We start from the raw sequence: 22689 nt of genomic DNA, 5'->3' as shown, positions 1-22689 counted from the left end.
GCAAGATTATAAGTTATAATTATGATAATATCTATTTTTAGATATTATTTGGCGAGAGATGTTTGGTTCATCTCTCGTTTTCTTTTTATCAACATAACACTTCGTATTCACGATTTTTTATTTTTTATAATTATTTGGAATTCGAAAAGAAAAACCTACTTCGAAAACGTTTTCTGGTCGTAAGAAAAAAAAACTTTTCACCCTAAATGGGATTCAAGTTTATTTAAACAATCAAAAAAATAAGTAAATCATTAAGCACACATATAAAGCAATAAACACCATGTATATATATATGGTATATTTATTTTTACTGATTGCCTTAAGCTTTTCCTTCACCAATAATTTCATGCAATAAAACTATTCATAGATGTGTAAATTATATAGGAAATCTGTTTCAAATTATAGGACTCTTGTTGCAGAATACCCCTAATGCGCTCACCTTTTGTACTTTATGGATTTTGCAAATAATGATCAATTGTATTGTTTTCGTATAAATTAAATTCGCATTTCAATTTTAAACCAAAACAAATACCAATTTAAAGTACCTAAAATCGTTTTTTAAATTTTGAAACGAATTCAATTTTTGTCAAGAAATGAGAATTCTTTATTAATTATTGGACAAAAAATTTAAGTTGATTTGCAGTTTGATAAAACTTATCCATTTCTAGATAACTAAATTTACAAATCGTAAAAAGGATCTAAATTCAAAAAAACAGGTAAGAAACCGAATTCTGTGTCGAACTTATTACTTTTTGATCAGCTTGTCCATATTCTTTTTATTTATCCATTATATATTCACCCAAAATAGCACTTAAACCGTGCTCATTTGTAGATGTGTATTTTTTTTACTGAAGCATTTAACTATTTTTGGTCAATCCAATTATCATTACTTACAATGGATACTGAAAACTAGTTACGTATTTCAGGTTACAATCACACCACATTTCAAGGATGTAATAAAACCACTATGAGTAAAAAAACGCTATTGCTATTTTTAAACATTGTATTTTTTCAGTTCTTATCTATACATGCACAGAACACCATTCCATTTAAACATTACAACTATGAAAATGGATTGATATCGAACTGGGTAAACTCAATTACTCAAGATCAGGATGGCTTTATTTGGATTGGAACTGCTGATGGTTTGTGTCGTTTTAATGGGTATTCATTTGACCATTTTGAAAATACGCCATCTGACAGTAGTGCATTTGCCGATAATTTTATCTCCTCTATTGCTGAAGATCCGACAAGAAACTGTTTATGGCTGGTTACATCATCTGGGATTTCTAAATTCGATAAAACATCTTATAAATTTATAAATTACGGCACATTCACAAATACGAACACGACCTACAGTCCTTTTGCTCGCGGATCTGTTTGTGTCGATAGCCAAAGTAATGTTTGGGTTGAAGGATTTAATGAGGGATTTAGCGATGGATTGTTTAAATATATGCCCCAAAAGGATCAATTTATTAACATCTCAAAAATAAATAAGAGTGTACCTAAAAATTTGACCGCCATTTGTGAGGATAAAAACCAACGTTTGTGGTTCGGTTCCGAAAAAGGACTTTATTATTATATCCCAGAAACGGATTCATACCAAAAGGTAAATTACACTTTAAAAAACGGAGATCCTTTACACATTACAAGTCTGTATGTTGACTCTAAAAATACATTATGGATCGGAAGCAAACAAAGCAATTCGATTTACATTTGTGCAAATGATCGTATTTCCAAGTATTACGAACCAGAAATGGAATCGACAGAATACAATTGGATTGCGACCATAACTTCCTATAATAATGACATTATCCTGGCCGGTATAAAAGATTTAGGCGTAATGGTACTTAACCAAAGTACTGGCGAATCTGATTTTCTACAACCAGACCTTTATAATCCCAAAGGATTACAAAGTAAAACTCCAATCGTAATGTACACCGACAAATTTGGTAACGTTTGGATTGGCAGCTATAATAACGGTCTCAATTTCATTGATAAAAACAGAAAACTATTTGATCATTATCATTTTGATTATACAAAAACAGGCTTAATGAGTAATAGTGTAAGAGCTCTGTTTGAAGATTCGGATGGAGAACTATGGATTGGCACAAAAGAAGGTGGTGGAATTAGCAAATTCAATGCTAAAAAAAGAATTTTTAAGAATTACAAAGCCGATAAATCAAAAGCAAATTGGATTGATAACGATATTGTAATCGCAATAAATGAACTGGAAGCAGGAAAATTATTAGTAGGCACCTTTGGTAGTGGAATTTTCACTTATCACAAAAAAGAAAATATTTTCTCACAATTTTCAAAAGCCAATTCAACAAGAAATTCTATATCAAATAATAATATCTATTCCATCTATAAAGATTTCGATGGTAAAATATGGATTGGAAACAATTCCTACACAGATATCTACAACCCTATCAGTAAGCAGTATTCGCATTTAAAAAATGTTACTTATGCAAGATGTTTTTTTGATACTGGTGAAGACATCCTGATTGGTACATGGTCGAATGGTGTATACAAATACAACAAAACTAAAGGTATCGCTAAACAATTCGAACTAACCGATTCGAAACGAATACTTGATAAAAAAACGCGTATAAATAACATCACTCAAGATCTTGACGGAACAATCTGGTTTGCTACAAATAAAGGTTTAGTACAACACAATCCTAAAGAAGGAACCAACAAAGTATTTACCGAAAATGATGGCTTAAGTAATGACAACATTTGTGCTGTTTTGGTCGATGACATTAATAATATATGGGTGAGTACAAAAGGGGGAATTTCGAAATTAAATGCCAATAAAAAATCGTTTAAAAACTACGATAAACATGATGGTCTTCAATCCAATGTATTTGAGGAATTTGTCTCTTTAAAGACCAGCAATGGTTATTTACTATTCTCTGGTACCAATGGATTCAATATCTTTCATCCCGATTCGATCAAAGACAACCCCAATATTCCCAATGTACTATTAACTGAAATGTTGGTTCTTAACGAACCTGTAGAAATAGGAGCTCCAGGTTCTCCACTAACAAAGCATATTAGTTTAACCAACGAGTTAGAGCTAACCTACGAACAATCGTCTTTTTCCTTTGAGTTTATTGGTATCAATTACACTTCTCCTGAGAATAACAAATATCGTTATAAATTGGAAGGGTATGATAACGACTGGAAGAATGCAGAACACAACAGAATTGCAACTTACACACATTTACCTGCAGGCGATTATACATTTAAGGTGATCGCTTCAAATAATGATGGTTTATGGAATAACGAGGGCACCTCTGTTCGTGTTAAGGTTTGGCCTCCTTTTTGGAAAAGCAAAACAGCAATTTTCATCTATTTTGTCCTTCTGATTCTTTTACTTAGCTTATTTTCAGCTATTATCACCTACCGAACAAACCACGAGAACAAATTAAAAGCAGAGATTCTAGAAAAACAAAGAATTGATGAAGCTGGTAAAAATAGATTGAGATTTTTCACAAATATCTCTCATGAATTAAGAACACCATTAACCCTTATAACAGCGCCTTTAGAAAAATTAACGCATTACGAAACGAAGGACCCGAAACTTAAATCAAATTTATTGAGCATGAATAGAAACGCTCAACGATTACTTCGTCTCATTAACCAGTTAATGGATTTCAGAAGAATTGAAGAAAATAGAATCAGACTTAAAGTTGCTCAAGGAGATATCATTAAAGAATCAAAAGAAATATTCAATAGCTTTGAAGACATAGCTCAAAACAAAAACATAAACCTACTATTCTCAGGATCTGAGCAAAATACAGCTCAATGCTGGTTCGATTTTAGCATTTTAGAGAAAGTATTGTTTAACTTACTTTCCAACGCCATTAAATTCACCAATGAAGGGGGCAATATTGAACTTTCGGTACAAATAGAAAATGATAAAGCTATTCTTAAAGTAAAAGACGATGGAGTTGGAATACCTTCCGATTCATTAGGAAAAGTATTTGATCGATTTTACACAACCGATTTTGTAGATCATCATCAAACTGGAGCAGGAATCGGTTTATCGTTTACAAAAAGCTTAGTTAATCTGCACCGTGGAAATATTGATGTAGAAAGTGAAATTGATAGAGGAACTTGTTTTTCCTTTACCATTCCTATCGATAAAAAATCCTTTAAAACAGAAGAGATTACGACAATATCTTATAATGGTTCTAATTTTACAGATCAACCAACAATACCTCAATCAATTCAGTTTGAAGAAACGCAAACGGAACTTGTAAGCAAAAAAGAAACTGTCATGATTGTTGAAGACCATGATGATTTAAGAGAATATCTACTATCAAATTTTGAAGAGTATACCCTTATTGAATGTACGAATGGTGAAATGGCTTTGAAAAAAGCAAAAGAACAGATGCCTGATCTTATTTTATCGGACATTATGATGCCTAAAATGAATGGTTTGGAATTATGCAATTCGATAAAAACTGATTTTATCACCTCTCATATTCCTGTTATTCTTTTAACTGCAAGAACATCTGATGATCAAAAAATAGAAGGTTTCCGCCACCATGCCGATGCCTATATAGAGAAACCATTTAATATCGATTTGCTAAAAATTCAAGTTGAAAACATTCTTCAATTGCGCGAAAATATTAAGGAAAAATATAACAATGCAGAAACAAATAATATTGATCTAATTGATGAAACCTGTGATATTCCTCCATTAGATAAACTTTTTCTTGATAAAGTATCGGAGCTTATTACATTAAAAATTTCTGATTTTGATTTATCGGTTGAAGGCTTAAGTTCAGAACTAGGAATGAGTAGAAGTCAGTTATTTAGGAAGTTTAAGGCGCTCTTGAATACAACTCCTAGTAAATATATTAGAGATATTCGTTTAAAGCATGCAGCTGAATTATTAATTAAGCAACACCATAATGTAAACGAAGTAACCTTTATGGTTGGATTCTCTGATGTTTCTCATTTTATCTCCCTATTTAAAAATCAATATGGACAAACGCCTAAACAGTTTTCAGAATGTCATTTGAAGAAAATTAATGGTGACACTAATCAATCAAACCAAGTATAACTCTATTACTTCTGTTTATTCTTGTTAAATTAAGACATGCAAATCCCTAAAGAGGATCAATCAAAAATGATCTAATGATTAAGGAACGCTTTGTGAAAAAAGCTAAGGTTCCATGGTCGTTAATGAGTCATTTCATTCCAAAACATTAAAAGCAATAGGCCTTTCATAACTTTCATGCCTAAAACGAACTAAAAAGAGATTAAACAGGCTTAAATTGTGAACTTAATAAACTTGGCACATTTGACAACTCAACTTTCAACATAATTTTAATACATTCATAGCACATTTAGTTATTAAATACATCAGTGTCGATTTAAAGAACCTTATAGTCTACTACTACTTTTTATTAGGGTGTATAAATATCTAGGTCGCTCAGCCTAGTGAACATTACACATTAAATTGGCATTGATGTTTTAATTAAGCTAAACAGGGAATTTTTCAGCATAAAAAAAGCAGCCAGACCAAGTCTAGCTGCAATCACTCAAATTCACTACTACTAAATGTAATAAAAGACTAACCACTTTCTTTTATCTGAAAAAAAAATATTTTATAGACTCACAAAATTCGAGTCCTTCTCTATTTTTATTTATTCTTTGTTTTTACTCTTTCCATAAGCTGGGAAATAGAATTCCCATACAGTTAAGGTTACACCAAATAAAAGAGCAGAGATATATGCACGTACATCTAACTTCACATCAAAGACAAAATAATCCATTACCAACACTAAAATAAACGTTACAATTGTTTTCTTTATCAGCCAGAAAACTTTATTCTTATCTAAGTTTTTCAGTTTCATATTCTTGGAATTTTAATGCCTCTATGTATATTTTCAAAGACAACAAATAAAGTCTATCGACCAAAACTTGAGGATATTTATCCTAAATTTTACCTCTACCAATAGCCCAAAATAGAAATGTTAAGAATAGCGCAGTAAAACCTAAGAATGCTAGGAAGGATGCATAAAACTTCCAGTTCCAAATTTCCTGTTGTATTTGCATTACAAAAACAGTAGCTACCCACACAACACTTATAAACATTGGAATAAGAGCTAAAATTGTTTTTGTTTTCGTTTTCATATTAACACAGCTAATTTACCTTATTATTATTCTTAAAAATACGCTAGACTTCAGCATTTAGTTTATTTGAACAAATTTATAGAAGACGAACTACTGGTTTTGAATGTAGAATCAAACAAAACCAGCAGATAATCATTCTTCCATTCTTCTTATTAGACATTTATAATCATCCAATCACTTGGGTCATCCATACTAATAAGGTAAATATTTTCATTATCAGAGGTAAACAAACGAAAGCCTTTTTCAGAGAATAAAATATCCTTAAGCACTTGTCCTTCTGGTGTTGCTAGGCGATCTTCTAACTTAAAAGGAGTGTAATACCTGTTGTTACAGCCATCGTATTCAAAAGCAATTACATCTTCATCGAGTACAGTAGCCTTCTTATCTTTGATGATAGCGAAAGGCCAATAGTTACTCGTATTAAAAAACCATCCGCATCCATAATACTGATTACAATACACTATTTTTTTAAAATCAGGATATAAAAAGCCAAAATCACTAACCTTTGTTTGCAGGCCTCTACTGTATCGTATAACATCACCCCAACCTATCTCATTAAACTTCTCGGCCATTCCTTTAATTTGAACTGGGGGCCATGGATCTACTCGAAAAACTGCTTGAACTTGATCACTTGGCGTTTTAAAAACCTCCTCATCAGCATTGTAATCCAATCTGGTAATATCCTTACCATCTACGGTAATCGGATCCAATAATGTAAATCCTTTATTGTCCCATTTTACCTTATGATAGACTACATCTTCTAACAATCCTTCAGCTGTTTGTAAAAAAGTACTTACTCGCACTGATTTTCGGATAGCATTATAAGAAAAGCTAATTTTTTTACCATCTTCAAGAATCAAAGAAGGAAAAGCGTAATCACTCAAATAAGTTTGTTTGATCATCTTTGTTTCCATGTTCATAATCTCCTGCAAAGCTGCAGTATGATCTGACACACCTGCTTTTCTGAAGATATAAGATCCTTTGTTCACCTTACCCTCACAAACAATTTCATCGTCGGAGATTTCTTTTACTAAAAGCTCAATATCTCCACCTTTTCCTGCGCCCCAACTGTTGTTTGGATTCGAGAAATAATTCATTTGAGAAAATGTGGTGAAGGTAATGGTCATTCCTTGCGTGTAACCCACACGGTATAAGGAAGAATCGGTTACTGCCTCAATTCTATAAGCATTAAAATCATTGCTCAAATAACTCATTCCTTCCTTGGTAAACTTCGCATAGGCATTAAATGCGCCCATAGCCTCGTCGGTTGGAATTACTTCAATCAACCATCCATTTTCTGGTGCTGTAAGAATATCCTTGTATTCTTGTGTAGCCTCGTTAATTCGTTCCTGAGATGAAAGTTCGAACAATTCATCGACTTCATTATCGCAGGAAGTAAACAAAACAAAACTTGCCAGTATTAATAAATATATATTTTTCATTTGGTTCAATTTTTCATATTAAACAGTTCATTTCTCAATGAACATTCTATTAATATCAGGCAAGCCCGATTAGTTTTACAAGAACTAATTCGGGATTAACCTGTATAAAACTTATTGAATTTAGTTGTCCTCTCTCAATCGGACCATTTCGAATACTTCATGAATTCTTTCTTGAAGAGCATACATGTCAATATCCCAAACATTTTGATAATAGTTAACCACCATTTCTTCTTTTACTCTAAGAATAGCTTGTCCCTGATAACTACCTCTTTGAATGTGCGTATCGTACTCCAACTTACTATTGGTTAGCATGTAGGCAATAATCTCCACCCAATCATCATCAATAATATTTTTCGAGTAAGGAGAAATAAAACCTTCATCCAAAGCATCTTCTTCACTTACATTCATCCATGCAGCTGTATATCCGCCTGGAGTAACTTGTTTAAACTCTTCAGGGTATAAGACATCCTGATGAAGAATGTGTCCAAACTCATGGTGCATAATGTGCATCAATCTCTTTAAAAAAGACCAATTACTATAAGTAAACTCGTTGATTTGATACAAAACCACTTTTCGTCCCCCTTCGGCTGTTCCCTGCACCATGGTTCCGTTCGTATTCATATTTTGACTTCCTACCAAAATGATTTGTTTAGGGATCATTTTTTTAACAAAATCTTCTCCCCCAAATTCGGCATAAGGTTCTACCCAAGCTTCTAACAACACCTCTAAAAAAGGAATGATTTTTTCCAAAGAAGGTGGTGTTAACACTTTACTATTTTCAAGCTCTGTATCGTCCCATTCGTACTTTATTTCAACATTATAAGGTTTCGTAAAGTGATCGTAAATCCATTGATCAATTTCATTTTTCGTATCATCAATAATGATATTGGATTCACCTAAATCCTCTTCCTTATCGCAAGCTACAAAGGAGGTAGCAAGCATTATCAGGAATAAATATTTATATAATTTCATATTAATTTCTTTTATTAGGTTGTAGACCGTTAGCAACTGCTATTTCAGGAATCTGAAGTGTTTTCTTTAGATCTTTTGCTTCCAATGTAAAAGTTTCACCATCTGCTGTTTCGTGTGTTACTTCCAAATCGAATCTTCTAATATCAAACCATCTCATTCCTTCGTGGATAAAATCTTTACGCTTCAAATCAAGATAAAATTGAAACATAGAACCTTTTAACTCAGCAATTTCTTCAGGAGTTTCGTAGGTTGGTAATTCCCAAGGTGGAAAAAACACCATTTCACCAGTTGTATAAAAATGATTGATATCATATTTACTCAACTCTGTAGAGTACTTCACTCTAGTATTTATTAAGATGTTAAAATCAGCAAGAACAGCATCAATTTCATCTAAATACAACAAGGCTTCAATGCGATTATACATCAACTCATCAGTTGTAAACAGTGGCATCATAAAAGAAGGTACAAACGAATTATCCGATGGATTGTCTTTAATTTCATGTACTCTCCACTTCGGAAAGTGAGCATAATCTGTTCCTCCATGAATGGTATGAGCATAGCTCAACCCCCAAGTTGCAGTTGCTCCCATTTCGAATATTTCGCCAGATAACAGTCCGGTTAAAGAAAAACGCAAATAAGCGTAGTAGTATCCCCAATTATCGATACACTCACTTAGCAATAAGTTTGGCGTTTCAGTCGCTTTCGTGTACTGAGCTTCCTTATCGTAGTAACTTGCGCTTGCATAAAATCCTTTGTAATCACGAAGCATTGCTGCTGGATTTGCACCCAACACATCATTCGCATAATCTAAAGATTTGGAATAATCGCTAGCATCTCTACCCATCCATAAATACAAACGGGAAGCAAAAGCTTTTGCCGAGGCAATTGTAAAGTGATATTTTGGCACTGAATAACGAGTATCATCTAACAAGTTCATTCCTTCCAACAAATCAGCTTCTACCTTTTCATAAACCTGAGCCACTGTTTGTCTTTTGTAATCTTTCAACAATTCAGTTTCTACTTCCTCTACATAAGGAATACCTAAATCTGTAGATGCCGTTGCTGCATCGTAATCTGGAGCAAACATATTCACCAACATAAAGTGAGTATAAGCTCTACATACCAAAGCTTCGCCTCGGTATGAATCTAGACCAGTAACACCTTCTTGCTCCAATTTTTCAATTTCCAACAATGCCTGATTTGCATGTGCAATTGCAGTATAAGCATAGTTCCAATAAAAAATTGGGTTGTTTTGATCCTCCTTTGTGAAGTTTTCAACGTATTTATAAGCTTCCGAATTTTCAGAAGTCAGAAAACCATCGCTTCCTTTATCTCCAACATTATCGGACATGGTTTCGCAAAGTGCAGCATAACTTGTTTTAGGATATGCGTTAACCAAAATTTTTGCAATTTGCTCTTTCTCTTTTATCTCTGTTCTGTTGTCGGGCACCTTATCCAGGTAATCGTCGCAAGAGAACAATGTCGATCCTACTGCTAGTAGTAATAAACCTTTATATAATATTTTCATCTGTTCTAATTTGATATTTAATTATCAGATGGAACTTTCCAATATAAAACGATCATCTTTTAACTAATTTCATGATGATTTTACAATGGACGTTTCATGATCATTTCCTTTATAATCCAACTTTCAATGTCATTGTAAATTGCTTTGGCTGAGGCAATGCAACTCCTCCTGAACTGTAAAATTCTGGATCTTGTCCATACAAATCTTTGTCTGAATAAATCAACCATAGATTGGTAGCTTGTGCCTTTAAGCTAACATTGTTTAAACCCAATTTACTAACCATTCCTTTCGGAAAATTGTAGGTTAACGCCAATGATTTCAAACGAACAAAATCTCCGTTTGCAACTCTGGCAGAGCTATAGTTGTAATAACTCATTGGGTAATCGTACATGTCTGACTCTTGTCTCTGACTTAAGATGGTTGGTATGTTCGTTACATTCTCATCTCCAAACATGGTCCAACGGTTCTTAAATTCATTCGACATGGCATCCATATCGTTGTATTGCGCTTTAAAAACAGGATTCAAACGAATCTTATTACCTGCAGCATAAGAAACAAATACACTTAAAGCCCAATTTTTATATTTGAATTTATTATCAAAACCACCAGTGATTTTAGGATCAACAGGACCTTCGTACTTTAAGTAATCGGTAACATTCGACTGAAGATTAATTTCCTGAGTCACTTCACCATCTTCACCATAAAAAGTTGGAACACCATATTCATCTAATCCAGCAAATGGAATTGAATACAAAGAACGAACCTCACTACCTTCAATTGCACCACCCTCAGCTAATACCAAGTCGTAAACTCTAGGCTTGCTCTTTAGGTTTGTAATTTCATTATCATTGTAAGCAAACGTAAGATTCGAGGTCCAAGAGAAATTGTTCGTTACAATATTTTTCGTATTCAATGTCAATTCGATACCCTTCGATGTCATATCAGCATAGTTACCATATTTGTAACCTTCACCTCCAATACCACTGGTTTTCAAAACACCAATCAAATCGAAACCTTGACGATAGTATACATCCGAGATAATACTAATTCTGTTTTTAAGTAAACCCAAATCAACACCTATATTGGTCTCGTATTGTTTTTCCCAGGTTAATTCAGAATTTTCTAAACTTTCAATCTCAATTCCCGTTTCCTTTTCTGATAGATAAGGTCTGTTGGTAACTTGATTTCTTAAAATTGCAGTCGAATTGGTTGCCATTCCCATAGAAGCGGTCAAACCATAAGTTCCACGAAATTTTAACATTGAAATTAGCGTTTGATCTTGCATCCAATCTTCTTCTGTTACATTCCAAGAAGCTGAAAGGTTCCAAGTTGGTAACCATCTAGAACTACGATCTTGTCCCAATTGGTTTGATCCATCAACACGAGCAGTACCGTTAATCGTGTACTTTCCTTTGTAAGAATAAGCCAAGTTGGTAAAGAAAGCCAGGTAACGATCATAGGTCCATCCCATACTGTAAACATCCTGATTTCCTTCTAGTGCTTGCTTGTAATATCTGTAATCGATAAAAGGCACACCACCAGAACCATATTGGTATCCAGGTCCATTGTTAAAATACCCTTGACGATCGGAAGATTTAATTTCCTGTCCGAACAAAGCATTAACAAGGTGAGTTTCCTTAATCGTATTGTTATAAGTCAAGACGTTTCTGATATAAGTACTCTTCAAGAAGTTCTCATATCTGTTGTAAAATCCACCTTCAGGAAGTACAGATACTCTCTCTCCATTTGGATTTTCAGGATCTAAATACAACAATTGATTTGCTTTACGAACCGTTGAATTCGGAGCCATTCTGTGAGCCATTGCATAATTACTTTGTTCAGTAATTTCATGCTCTCTGGTCGACTTCACATATCGTAATGAACCAATAAAATTATAAGTCAAATGTGGATTGAACTTGTACTCTAAATCAGCTTGAAGATTTAAATCTAAAATATTCAGTTTGATTTTGTTATTCTCTAACTCGTGTAAGATATTGAAAGGAGCAAAATCTCTCTTGTAGAATTCATAATTTCCATTGTCATCGTAAGCTCTCATCGTTCTAGATGTATTCAAAGCATAAGAAAATGGATTGATATCAAAAGAACGAGAATAAGTACCTTCAAATACATTATCAACACGTTTGGTTGTTCCTGGAGCATCTTGCTCTCGAATAGAACCTACAGAACTAAAACCAACTTTTAACTTGTCGTTGATTTGAATTGTATTTTTAAAGTTAGCAGTATAACGCTTCACTTTTGATGAAACTGACCAGCCTTCGTCGTTGTAAAAACTTGTAGAAACATAAGTTTGAGAACGATCTGTTCCACTTGATAAACTTACTGAGTGTTCCTGAGCAATTGAGTTTTTAAATAGAATGTCGAACCAGTCGGTATTTGCCATTTCATACTTTTGAAGAAAGCGTGCACGAGCTTCAGGCGTATTTTCTAGACCAAATCCTGTTGCAGGATCATATTGATTGATCAGATCGTACATTTTTAAGTAAACGCCACCATCTTTTCTTTTCGCAATTGCAGCATGATTTAACCATCCTTTGTCTTCCATTTGAGAATATACAGACATCTGGTCCTTTGAATTCATGATGTTGTAATCCGAATACTCAGGCTTCATTTTAACTGTATAATTAGAAGTATAGCTAATTCTTGTTTTGCCTTTTGTACCTTTTTTAGTGGTAATCACAATTACACCATTCATCGCTTTAGCTCCGTATAGTGCAGTTGCAGCAGCATCCTTCAAAATCTGAAAACTTTCAATATCATCAGAGTTGATACCAGCTACCGAAGAACTAATCAACGTTTCAGCATCTCCTGAAGACAATTCATCAGCAGAAACATTCACAAGATCTTCCAAAACAACACCATCAACAACCCACAAAGGTTTCTGATCTCCGTAAATTGAAGAAGCACCACGAACACGAATTTTTGGTGCCGCACCAAAAGTACCAGATACATTTTGCACCTGAACACCAGCCGAACGACCTTCAATCATTCTACTCACATCCACAATACCTTCAATCTTTGTTTCCTTTGCATCTAACTTTGTTGCAGAACCAGCAAATAACTTACGATCAATTCTTTGATATCCCGTTGTTACAACTACCTCTCCCAATTGTTCTGACTGATTTTCAAGAGTTACGTTTACAACTAACTCTCCTTTTGCCAATTTGTGTTCCTTTGGAGATGTACCCACAAAAGAATACAAAAGAATTTGATACTCGTCTGGAACAACGATTACATATTTACCATCGAAGTCGGTTGTTACTCCCATGGTTGTACCTTTTACAATAACAGATACACCTGGTAAGGCAATTCCTTTATCATCGACAACAACACCGGTAATTTTTCGTTCTTCCTGAACTGTTGGGGCAACAATTACAGGAGTTCCTTTTGTAATTAAAACGTAATCTTCAACAATATCATACTGAAGATCTGTTTGAGCACAAACCTGATCCAAAACTTCTTCCAAAGTAGCTTCGTCGAAATTTAAATCAACCGAGAGTTGGTGGCTAACAGCATCTTCCTGATACATAAAATAGGTACCGGTTTGCTGTTTTAAATTTTTAAATACATCTCGGACTGAAATCTCTCCAGAGCTCAAGCTAACAGCCTGTCCAAGACTTACTTCAGCTGAAAGCTGAAAGGTAAAAGCAAAAAATAAAAATAGGGTTAGTTTCATTAGAAGCATGAATTTCCTAATGGTCGGTGAAAAACACCGCCATTCTCGATTTTTTTTCATATTTTTAGGGTTACGTTTTACTCATTGCTTATGCAATGAGAATGATTAGACTTAAAACAGGAAATAGGCCAATATTTCCTGTTTTTTTTATTTATATATTTTGATCGATTCTTATCGACCCACTATTATATGTTCATCTTTCACTGAAAATTTTACTTGTTCAACTTGTTCTATCATTTCTAACATAAACTCAAACGGTTTATCACGCTTAATGGCTCCGGTAAAACGGATGTGTTTTTGCTGTTCCTCTTTAAAGAAGAATTTTACATCGTACCATCTGCCCAATTGAGCCATAATGTATTCCAACTCCATATTTTCAAATTCGAAAACTCCATTCACCCAAGAGGTATACAAACCTGTATCTACCTTTGCAACATTAATTTGCGCAGAACCTCGAACGATCATTGACTGATCTCCTGGTTCAAGGATCTCAGTGCTGGTCAGGTTATTAATTTGCACACTTCCTTCAACCAAGGTTGTTGCAATAAATTCCTGATCCTCATAAGAAGAAATATTAAATTTCGTTCCCAACACAACAACTTCCGAATCGTGCGTGTGAACTGTGAAAGGAGCTTCTTTATTATGAGCAACTTCCAAATATGCCTCACCTACTAGATATACATCTCTTTTATCTTTAGAGAACTTCACCGGATAACGCAATTCAGTATCGGAATTTAACCAAACCTTTGTTCCATCCGATAAGGTTAAGGAATACTCTCCCCCTCGCGGAACATTAATGGTATTGTACAGTAATTCTTGCTTTGTATCCGCATTAGCCAAATAGGTTATGTTATTTGCCGAATCCTTTGTGATTTTTGTTCCATCAGCTTCAGCAATTTGTTGCTCTATCTCCTCATGAAGCGTTACTTTCGAACCATTTGCAAGAGTTAGAAAAGCTTTTCGACTTCCTACTTGTGCTAGTTCACTAAAATTGTATTCTTTCGAAGAAAGAATTTTTTCCTGATGCTGTGTTAAAAAGAAAGTGCTAACACTAATCAGAATTGCTATTGCTGCAGCATATGGAATCCACAAATGTAATTTTCGTGATTTCTTTTCTGGCTTTTTAATTGATCCCCTTATTCTTCCCCACGCCTTTTCCTCATCCAGCTGACTTAGAAAAGCAACCGACCGAGCCTTATGGTATTTCTCACAATAAGAATCGAAAATGCTTCTATTCTCCTTGCTTTCTGCCAAAAGCTCCTCTAATTCCAATTTAGCTTGTACCGACAATTCCCCCTTCGAATAATCGATTGCTAATTGAATAATATGTTCTTCTTTTTCTTGCATTTTTTTAATACCAATTGGTTTTAATAGTTCATAAGTGTGTGTGATTATCAATATCAAGATTCAAGAACCTTAAAATGGGTGACAGATAAACTAAAAAAAATGTTATTTTTTTATCCACTCAATCATTTTGGGCAGGAATAGCCATAAACAAGAAGAAATTTGATTTTCTAAAATCAAATTCCTAGGAAATATTTACATCAACAAAATCGATCTTATTTCACCTATGAATGAAGTAAGAGTAGAATAATAATCGTAAATGAAGCTCTAAGCTGTTTTAAAGATCTGGAAAATTGTGTTTTTACAGTATTCACCGAAACACCATGAATCTCTGCTACTTCTTTATATTTCAAATTTTCAAAAACGATAGCTTCAAAAACCTTTCTATTGTTTTCTGATAAATTATCTAATTCTTTGTAGAGTTGTTTCTTTTTATCCTCCAACATTTCAGAATCAATGGATTCTTCAACAAACAGATCAATATCATCATTCAACTCTTCCAGTAAATATTTATTATTCTTACGAATATAGGCCAGTGCATTGTTTTTTACTGCCGTAAAAAGGTAAGATTTTAGCGATCCATTTAACTGCGCGACCCGATTCTTTTCCCAGAAATTAATAAAAACCTCTTGCACCAAATCCTCCGATTTATCGAAAGCATCAATATATTTTAAGGCAAAAATGCACAATGGAGAGTAGTACAAATCAAACATTTCTCGCAAGCCTGATTCATCTCCAAATCGTAATTTTTCAATGATATTTTGTTCTTGGTTTTTCATAGAGGGTCCGTAAAAATAGTAAAGCATGGCGATATTGCAAAATATCATTCGCAACTCCACTTCCCTAGCCTAGCAATTGAAGAATAGGAAAGTAAGCATAAAACAAGTTTTACTTAAAATTCTGCAAACAGCTAAAACATCACTCTAATTAAGATAAAAACAAGAGTACTAAACAATAAGAAGAATTCTTTTCTTTTCCTCCTCTCCTAATACATATCATAACTACTCAAATTCAAACTACTTCCTACCAATAAAAAAACAATCAAATTTTCTCAATTCTATTTATACCTGAATTACTTAAGGAAAGGATTCCTCTATCTATCCTAAAACAACCAAAGAGGTAAGCAAAACATAAAAAATGAAGCAGCTAAAGGGGAAACAGAAATGTTTCCCTTTTTTTATGTTCTGCTCATAAATGAATGCATTCTCTTACAAGTTATTGTATAGCTGCACGCCATTTGCATTCTTCTGCTCGGCTATTTACCTCATCTGCTACAACACATATACTCTTCTGCACGTAGCAGAAGCCTTTACCCATGTAGCAGAAGAACAAACCCCTTGTAGCAGAAACACATTTGACCTGTAGCAGAAGACTCTTTGCTTGTAGCAGAAGCCTTTACCCATGTAACAGAAGAACAAACCTCCTGTAACAGAAATACATTTTGCTTGTAGCAGAAGCACTTTATGATGTAGCAGACGACCTATTGTGCGAACAGTTGCACTTCCCGAGCGAACAAATGAAATTCCACAGCGAACAGGAAGCCTAAAACCAAAATTAGTGTGTATTGTATCACAATTAGAAACTTGGCAAGTTTGACATCCTTATACTTATGCGAATTTAACTAGCTTTGGTATTGTTAAATATATTTTATAATTGTTGTTAGCATACCGTATGGGAGGGATAACAACAACTATAATGTTGACACATAAGAAATAACAACAATATTGTTGTTATAAACTAGTTAAATCATCAATTGTGCTGTGAATTTGAGCGTTTGAGATAAAATTTCAGGGATTGGGATAAGGAAGGATTCTTGAGAACGAGTTCATCAAAGTCAACGCTTGAAGCGTGTGAGTGTTACACATTCAGAACGTAAAAACGTTTTTGACTTTGAGAAGTTACGAGACTTTTTTATAAAAGTCAAGTATGGTAAAAATCCTGGAGTGTTGCAATCTCTTCTTCCCTCATTGAACAGATCCATACACGGGTGTATAGACAATGCAAAAGGGAATGAAATTTTAAATAGGACAAATTATTTTTAAATGGGCTGAAATAATTTATCCTAAGTGGTATTCACAGCCCAACAGATGATAACAGGCGGATATATTTCAAAACAAGTGACGAAACATATCGCCATACCGTTAGCTGCAACCAAAATCTACGCTTGAGAAAAAAAGCATTGTAAATTGAAAAAATTAGAAGAATGAATTTCAGAGAAACTCTTAATGAGAAGTACTTCGATAGCAAAGATGAACTTATGATTCGCGCAATCAGAAGAAAGGACAAAAAAAGGATATTAATCCTTACACTTCTGTTTATTGCAGCGACTCTAATTATTCCAGTTATTCCTGGCAGAAATGGCGAATACTTAATAGACTCAATGACATATTTGAATTCGATTGCTTTATGTGCTCTGATATTCTTAGTGTTAATTGGACTTCCAATGTTTATTTTTATGACAAGGAAGAATACGGACTATAATAATAGGAAAAAGATAGTTATGGAAACAAGAATTAAAAATATCAGACAAGATAAATCTGACATAAGCCTATCGTTTACCAATCCAGACTTTAAATCAAAATGGATTTTCGTATATCGTGATAAAATTTATCATGGGATTGAAAAAGATGATTCAATAAGGATCAGTTATTTGCCAAAAACGAAATTTGTATTAGAATTAGAAAAAATATAGAAATGGCAGCAGCTAACAAAAGCTAAATTTCATTGGCGGTGATGCTCAATTTGAAAGATTAGTGCAATTAAGAAACACCAGCAAGCCACCCAGATTTGGTTTGCTTAAAAATATAAACAAATTTATGCGGCTTGCTTTCGTGCGGTTTGACAAGACATCTGTTTTAATCGCCCACGCAACTTAGCAAGACCGTTAGGGGCAATTAGGTATGGTAAAGGGACATCGTTTACAAAGTTAAAGGCACATGGTTTACACTTTTTAGGTCGTAATTTGTGATAAAAACAAATTGCTATGCCTTGGAAAGAAACGACAACTATGGAGCAAAAAATTGAATTTATTTGTGAAAACTTAAACAGTTGATAATTTGAGACTAATATTTACGTTAGTCAGAATTGAACAAAACTACAATGCATATAAAAACAAGAATAACTTTTTTGATAATAATTGGACTATTGGGACTAATACTAGTCCTATTCATTTGAACTAGATAGAATTGTAGGTAACAAAACCATTATTATTAATTTATTAAAAAATATGAAAAAAATGATTAGAGTAACAATTGCAATAATTGGCTTACTAATAATGACTCAGGAAATAGTGAAAGCAGATAATCCGATAATAACGCAGCGGTTTTGTGCAGATCCTAATGCTATGGTGCATGAAGGTCGTGTGTATGTATACTGCTCGAGTGATGAAGATAATGTAGATTCCTACGATGGATTGCTGAATTATACCTTAATCTCTTCCGATGACATGGTGAATTGGACGGATCACGGCATTGTTTTTAGGGTAAAAGAGGATTCTAAGTGGGCTGATAATGCCTATGCCCCTTCAGTTGTATTCCGCAACGATAAGTTTTATCTCTATTACCCGAATGCAGGTAATTCCATCGGTGTCGCTGTGTCAGATAAGCCAGAGGGACCTTTTGTTGATCCGCTAGGAAAGCCCCTAGTTGATAAAACAATGCCAAATTGTGATGTGAGTTGGTTATTTGATCCATGCGCCTATATTGATGATGATGGACAAGCTTATCTCTACTTTGGTGGCGGAAGGAATAAAACCAGCCCGCACGGAAAAAACTTTCGTGTAATTAAACTGAATGAGGATATGATTTCGGTAGATGGAACAGCTATAACCATCGATTCACCACATTCCTTTGAAGGACCTTTTGTACACAAGAAAGACAGCAAGTATTATTTGTCGTACCCAGGATTACCTGGACAACATATTTACTACATCATAGCTGATAATCCATTGTTCACTAATTCTGAGCTTCAGGGGGTGGTATTGCCAAGCCCATCACTTGATGGTGAAAATATAAACCTTAGAAATAATAGCCACGAGTCAATCATTCTATTTAATGATCAATGGTACATGTTTTATCACGATCGTCGAATATCGAATAAAGCATATAAACGAAATGTTTGTGTTGATTTATTAGAGTATAATGAAGATGGCACGATGAAAAAGGTTGTTGTGACACGCGAGAGTGTTCCTCAGATTAAATCATTGAATCCGTTTGAAAAGGTTGAGTCCGAGACTATGGATCACCAAAACGGAATTGAAGTAACGCCGTGCAGCGAAGGTGGATGCATGGTAACAGAAATAAGCGATGGCGATTGGACTCAACTTTCCGGAGTCGATTTTGGCTCAGGAGCAAAAAAAATTCAAATTAGAGTGGCGGCTGAAGGTAAAGGTGGAGCGATTGAAATTCGTCTTGGTTCAGAAACCGGTAAGTTGATTGGCACATGCAAGGTTAAAGGGACTGGTAGTTGGGATAAATGGAAAACAATACGTTGTTCAGTTTCAGAAATTTATGGGGTGAATGATCTTTATTTGGTATATCGTGGAGCTGATGAACCTTTCCGTCTCAATTGGTTTCAATTTACAGCGCGATAGCCCTTGGAGTTTAATCCATAATGGAAAATATTGAGCTTTCGGATATGATACCTCACATTAAAACACGGACAAATGGCTTTAGCTCTGGAGCAATCAAAAAAGGATTCATCAAACTTGACAAATTTGGTAAAACCCGATTACTGATTAGTTCAAATAAGATGCTGTAACTGATTATAACTACGAATAATTCAGACAGGTTTATAGTGAACTTTAAAGATAGAACCGAGTCGGATAAATTAAAACACTGATTGACAATAAATAACTGTGGCCAACAATAAATATACGTAAGTTGGGGTTTGTAGGTAAATTTAACTTCAATACATTTACTCAAAACAGTAACGGTCTGATATGTTGGAGCTTCGAAAACCCAAACTCCGCATATTCTTAACGTTACCTGTAATTATAAAAAGACAATGAGTTATAATTGGGAAAAAATATTCAAAAATAAATCCGACAAAGAACTCTATGAGATATTTGTCGGCAGGCAGAAATTGAATAAGGATGCGAAATATTTTGCAGAGAAAGAACTCACTGCTCGAAAATTCAATTTCAAGAATGTAGAAAGACATCAAAAGAAATGGCAGCTTGAAAAGTTGATTGAAGAAGAACGAAATGAAAAAGGACTTATTGGAAATTCATTTGGAAGCTATAACTCCAAACATTTTTTGATAATGGCTATTTTCGGTGGAGCAATGACATCTCTAATGATTTTAGATTATTTTTTTGATTTCATGAGTAAATCTGACGGAGACTATGATCATATAAATCAAATTATTCTCTTAGTCTTTTTCACTATTTTCTCCTTAGTTGGGCTAATAAGTTTTAGAAAAAAACGAAACCAAGAAAAACAGAGAAAAATTAAAATAAAGAAGTTGCTGAAAGATATATAACAACAGGTAACAACAATGGCTCATAAAGAATAGCTTGCCGCAGGCGCAAAACAAGGCTACGCTGTATAACACCACCGTAACGAGCAAACAGTTATAGAGTCAGATTGCAATTGATGGAATAAAATAATTTTATTGGTACTTTAACGCTTAGAATAACAATTTTAGAAACTGTAAAAAATCCAGAAATAATAGAACAATATGAATGAAATAATCTGCCCAAATTGCAAAAAAGCTTTTAAAGTTGATGAAGCTGGATTTGCAGATATTCTAAAGCAAGTTCGCGACCATCAATTCGAAGAAGAATTGAAGAATAGATTAATTCTTGCTGAAAAAGAAAAAGCGAATGCTGTTAAATTAGCTGAAGCAAACATCACAAATACATTGCAAAAAGAACTGGCAGAAAAAGATAAAAAACTAAGCGAGCTAAAAGCTCAGAGCGATACAGAATTATCAGAAAAATTAACTGCGAAAGAATCTGAAATTTCTGAAATGAAGGCAATGATTGAAAAAGCGGAAACTGAGAAAAAATTAGCAGTAACTGAAGCAACCAAGGAAATCGAAAAAGAACGGGATGATCTTGTTAACAATCTAAAAATAAAGGAAACCGAAAAAGTAAATGCAGTTAAATTAGCTGAAGCAAATATCCAAAATACATTGCAAAAAGAATTGGCAGAAAAGGATAAAAAACTATCTGAGCTAAAAGCCCAAAGTAGCGCTGAACTTGCAGAGAAATTAACGGCAAAAGAAACTGAAATTCTTACAATGCAGTCGCTAATCGATAAAGCTGAAACTGAAAAAAAATTAGCCGTATCAGAGTCTACTAAGGTAATTGAAAAAGAACGGGATGATCTTGTTAACAATTTAAAAATCAAGGAAACCGAAAAAGAACTACTTGAAAAATCTATTAAGGAACAATTTACAAATAAGCTTAATACCAAAGATGAAACCATCAAAATGAAAGATGATGAGATTGCTCGTTTAAAAGATTTCAAACAGAAGCTTTCTACAAAAATGGTTGGTGAAACTTTAGAACTACATTGTGAATCAGAGTTTAATAAACTACGAGCAACAGCCTTTCAAAATGCTTATTTCGAAAAAGATAATGATTCGAGAGGTGGAAGTAAAGGTGATTTTATTTATAAAGAAACCGATAACTCAGGAAATGAAATCATTTCAATTATGTTTGAAATGAAAAATGAGAATGATGAAACTGCCACTAAGAAAAGAAATGAAGATTTCTTTGCTAAACTTGACAAGGATCGTATAGATAAAAAATGTGAATACGCAGTTTTAGTCTCTCTTTTAGAATCGGAGAATGAATTCTACAATACTGGTATAGTTGATGTTTCTCATAAATTTGAGAAAATGTATGTTGTGCGTCCACAATTTTTCATTCCAATAATTACATTGCTTCGTAATGCCGCAATGAATTCCCTAAAATACAAGGCTGAGCTTAATTTAATAAAAAATCAAAACGTTGACATTACCAATTTTGAGGATAAGATTGAGACCTTTAGAAAAGGGTTTGCATATAATTACGATTTAGCCAGTCGAAAATTTAAAACTGCTATTGACGAAATTGATAAAACCATTACTCATCTTCAAAAAACGAAGGATGCTCTTTTATCATCTGAAAATAATTTACGTTTGGCAAATAATAAAGCTGATGATTTAACGATTAAAAAACTGACGTACGGTAATCCAACGATGAAAGCAAAATTTGATAACCTAGAAGAACTTTAGGAACGAAACAGTACTAAATTAATGACTAAATATTATTACTACTGATCGAATCATCACATTATTAAAAGAAGATTTAAGCGAAACAAACACAAGAGTGTATCTTAACAAAGGCTGTTGAAACATCAACAGCCTTTTTTCATGCTTGACAAACTTGACAAGAAGATACTTACATGATTTTTGTTAGATTTTGTACTGTTAAGTTTTAAATGCAATATTGATGAATCGTATCAATGTGATTAAGTTTTAATTTAACATATATTAACATCAACAATACTCAACAGTACATTAAAACTAATATCTTAGTTGCTCTGTATAATATCATACGATAT

General features: G+C 33.7%; 13 protein-coding genes. 5 read left to right on the top strand and 8 right to left on the bottom strand.

The window, feature by feature from the left end; genetic code table 11:
* Positions 1–967 precede the first annotated feature (967 nt).
* Positions 968–5080, top strand: coding sequence for a hybrid sensor histidine kinase/response regulator transcription factor (locus L3049_RS13655; protein WP_275110372.1), 4113 nt, complete (start codon positions 968–970; stop codon positions 5078–5080).
* Between the two features lie 586 nt (positions 5081–5666).
* Here the strand turns inward: L3049_RS13655 and L3049_RS13650 are convergent.
* From L3049_RS13650 to L3049_RS13615, 8 genes are all read right to left on the bottom strand, one after another.
* Complete coding sequence (locus tag L3049_RS13650; protein ID WP_275110371.1) at positions 5667–5876, bottom strand: hypothetical protein; 210 nt, start codon at positions 5874–5876, stop codon at positions 5667–5669.
* An 82-nt stretch (positions 5877–5958) separates the two neighbouring features.
* Positions 5959–6156, bottom strand: coding sequence for a hypothetical protein (locus L3049_RS13645; RefSeq protein ID WP_275110370.1), 198 nt, complete (start codon positions 6154–6156; stop codon positions 5959–5961).
* 152 nt (positions 6157–6308) lie between these two features.
* Entirely contained in the window at positions 6309–7598 is a 1290-nt protein-coding gene (locus L3049_RS13640) for a DUF4302 domain-containing protein (protein ID WP_275110369.1), read from the bottom strand.
* A 120-nt stretch (positions 7599–7718) separates the two neighbouring features.
* The gene (locus L3049_RS13635; protein ID WP_275110368.1) at positions 7719–8570 is read right to left on the bottom strand and encodes a zinc-binding metallopeptidase; all 852 of its coding nucleotides are present in this window, start codon (positions 8568–8570) and stop codon (positions 7719–7721) included.
* Between the two features lies 1 nt (position 8571).
* Positions 8572–10098, bottom strand: coding sequence for a RagB/SusD family nutrient uptake outer membrane protein (locus L3049_RS13630; RefSeq protein ID WP_275110367.1), 1527 nt, complete (start codon positions 10096–10098; stop codon positions 8572–8574).
* 109 nt (positions 10099–10207) lie between these two features.
* Positions 10208–13852 carry a SusC/RagA family TonB-linked outer membrane protein gene (locus L3049_RS13625; protein ID WP_275110366.1) on the bottom strand — a complete coding sequence of 1215 codons (3645 nt, stop codon included), beginning with the start codon at positions 13850–13852 and terminating at the stop codon, positions 10208–10210.
* 111 nt (positions 13853–13963) lie between these two features.
* Positions 13964–15139: a FecR family protein gene (locus L3049_RS13620; protein WP_275110365.1), complete on the bottom strand. Its 1176-nt coding sequence runs from the start codon at positions 15137–15139 to the stop codon at positions 13964–13966.
* Positions 15140–15360: 221 nt separating this feature from the next.
* Positions 15361–15915, bottom strand: a complete 555-nt coding sequence (locus tag L3049_RS13615) for an RNA polymerase sigma factor (RefSeq protein WP_275110364.1) — start codon at positions 15913–15915, stop codon at positions 15361–15363.
* A 1424-nt stretch (positions 15916–17339) separates the two neighbouring features.
* Between L3049_RS13615 and L3049_RS13610 the strand changes: the two genes are divergently transcribed.
* The 4 genes from L3049_RS13610 (at position 17340) to L3049_RS13595 (ending at position 22360) form a co-directional block, all read left to right on the top strand.
* Positions 17340–17828: a hypothetical protein gene (locus tag L3049_RS13610; protein ID WP_275110363.1), complete on the top strand. Its 489-nt coding sequence runs from the start codon at positions 17340–17342 to the stop codon at positions 17826–17828.
* Positions 17829–18371: 543 nt separating this feature from the next.
* Positions 18372–19727 carry a glycoside hydrolase family 43 protein gene (locus tag L3049_RS13605; RefSeq protein ID WP_275110362.1) on the top strand — a complete coding sequence of 452 codons (1356 nt, stop codon included), beginning with the start codon at positions 18372–18374 and terminating at the stop codon, positions 19725–19727.
* A gap of 413 nt (positions 19728–20140) precedes the next feature.
* Positions 20141–20617 carry a hypothetical protein gene (locus L3049_RS13600; RefSeq protein WP_275110361.1) on the top strand — a complete coding sequence of 159 codons (477 nt, stop codon included), beginning with the start codon at positions 20141–20143 and terminating at the stop codon, positions 20615–20617.
* A 198-nt stretch (positions 20618–20815) separates the two neighbouring features.
* Positions 20816–22360 carry a DUF2130 domain-containing protein gene (locus L3049_RS13595; RefSeq protein WP_275110360.1) on the top strand — a complete coding sequence of 515 codons (1545 nt, stop codon included), beginning with the start codon at positions 20816–20818 and terminating at the stop codon, positions 22358–22360.
* Positions 22361–22689 lie beyond the last annotated feature (329 nt).

The organism is Labilibaculum sp. DW002 (genome assembly GCF_029029525.1).
GTDB lineage: Bacteria > Bacteroidota > Bacteroidia > Bacteroidales > Marinifilaceae > Paralabilibaculum > Paralabilibaculum antarcticum.
Note: the sequence above shows the minus strand (reverse complement) of the source record. Positions and strands in the feature narration are given on the sequence as shown.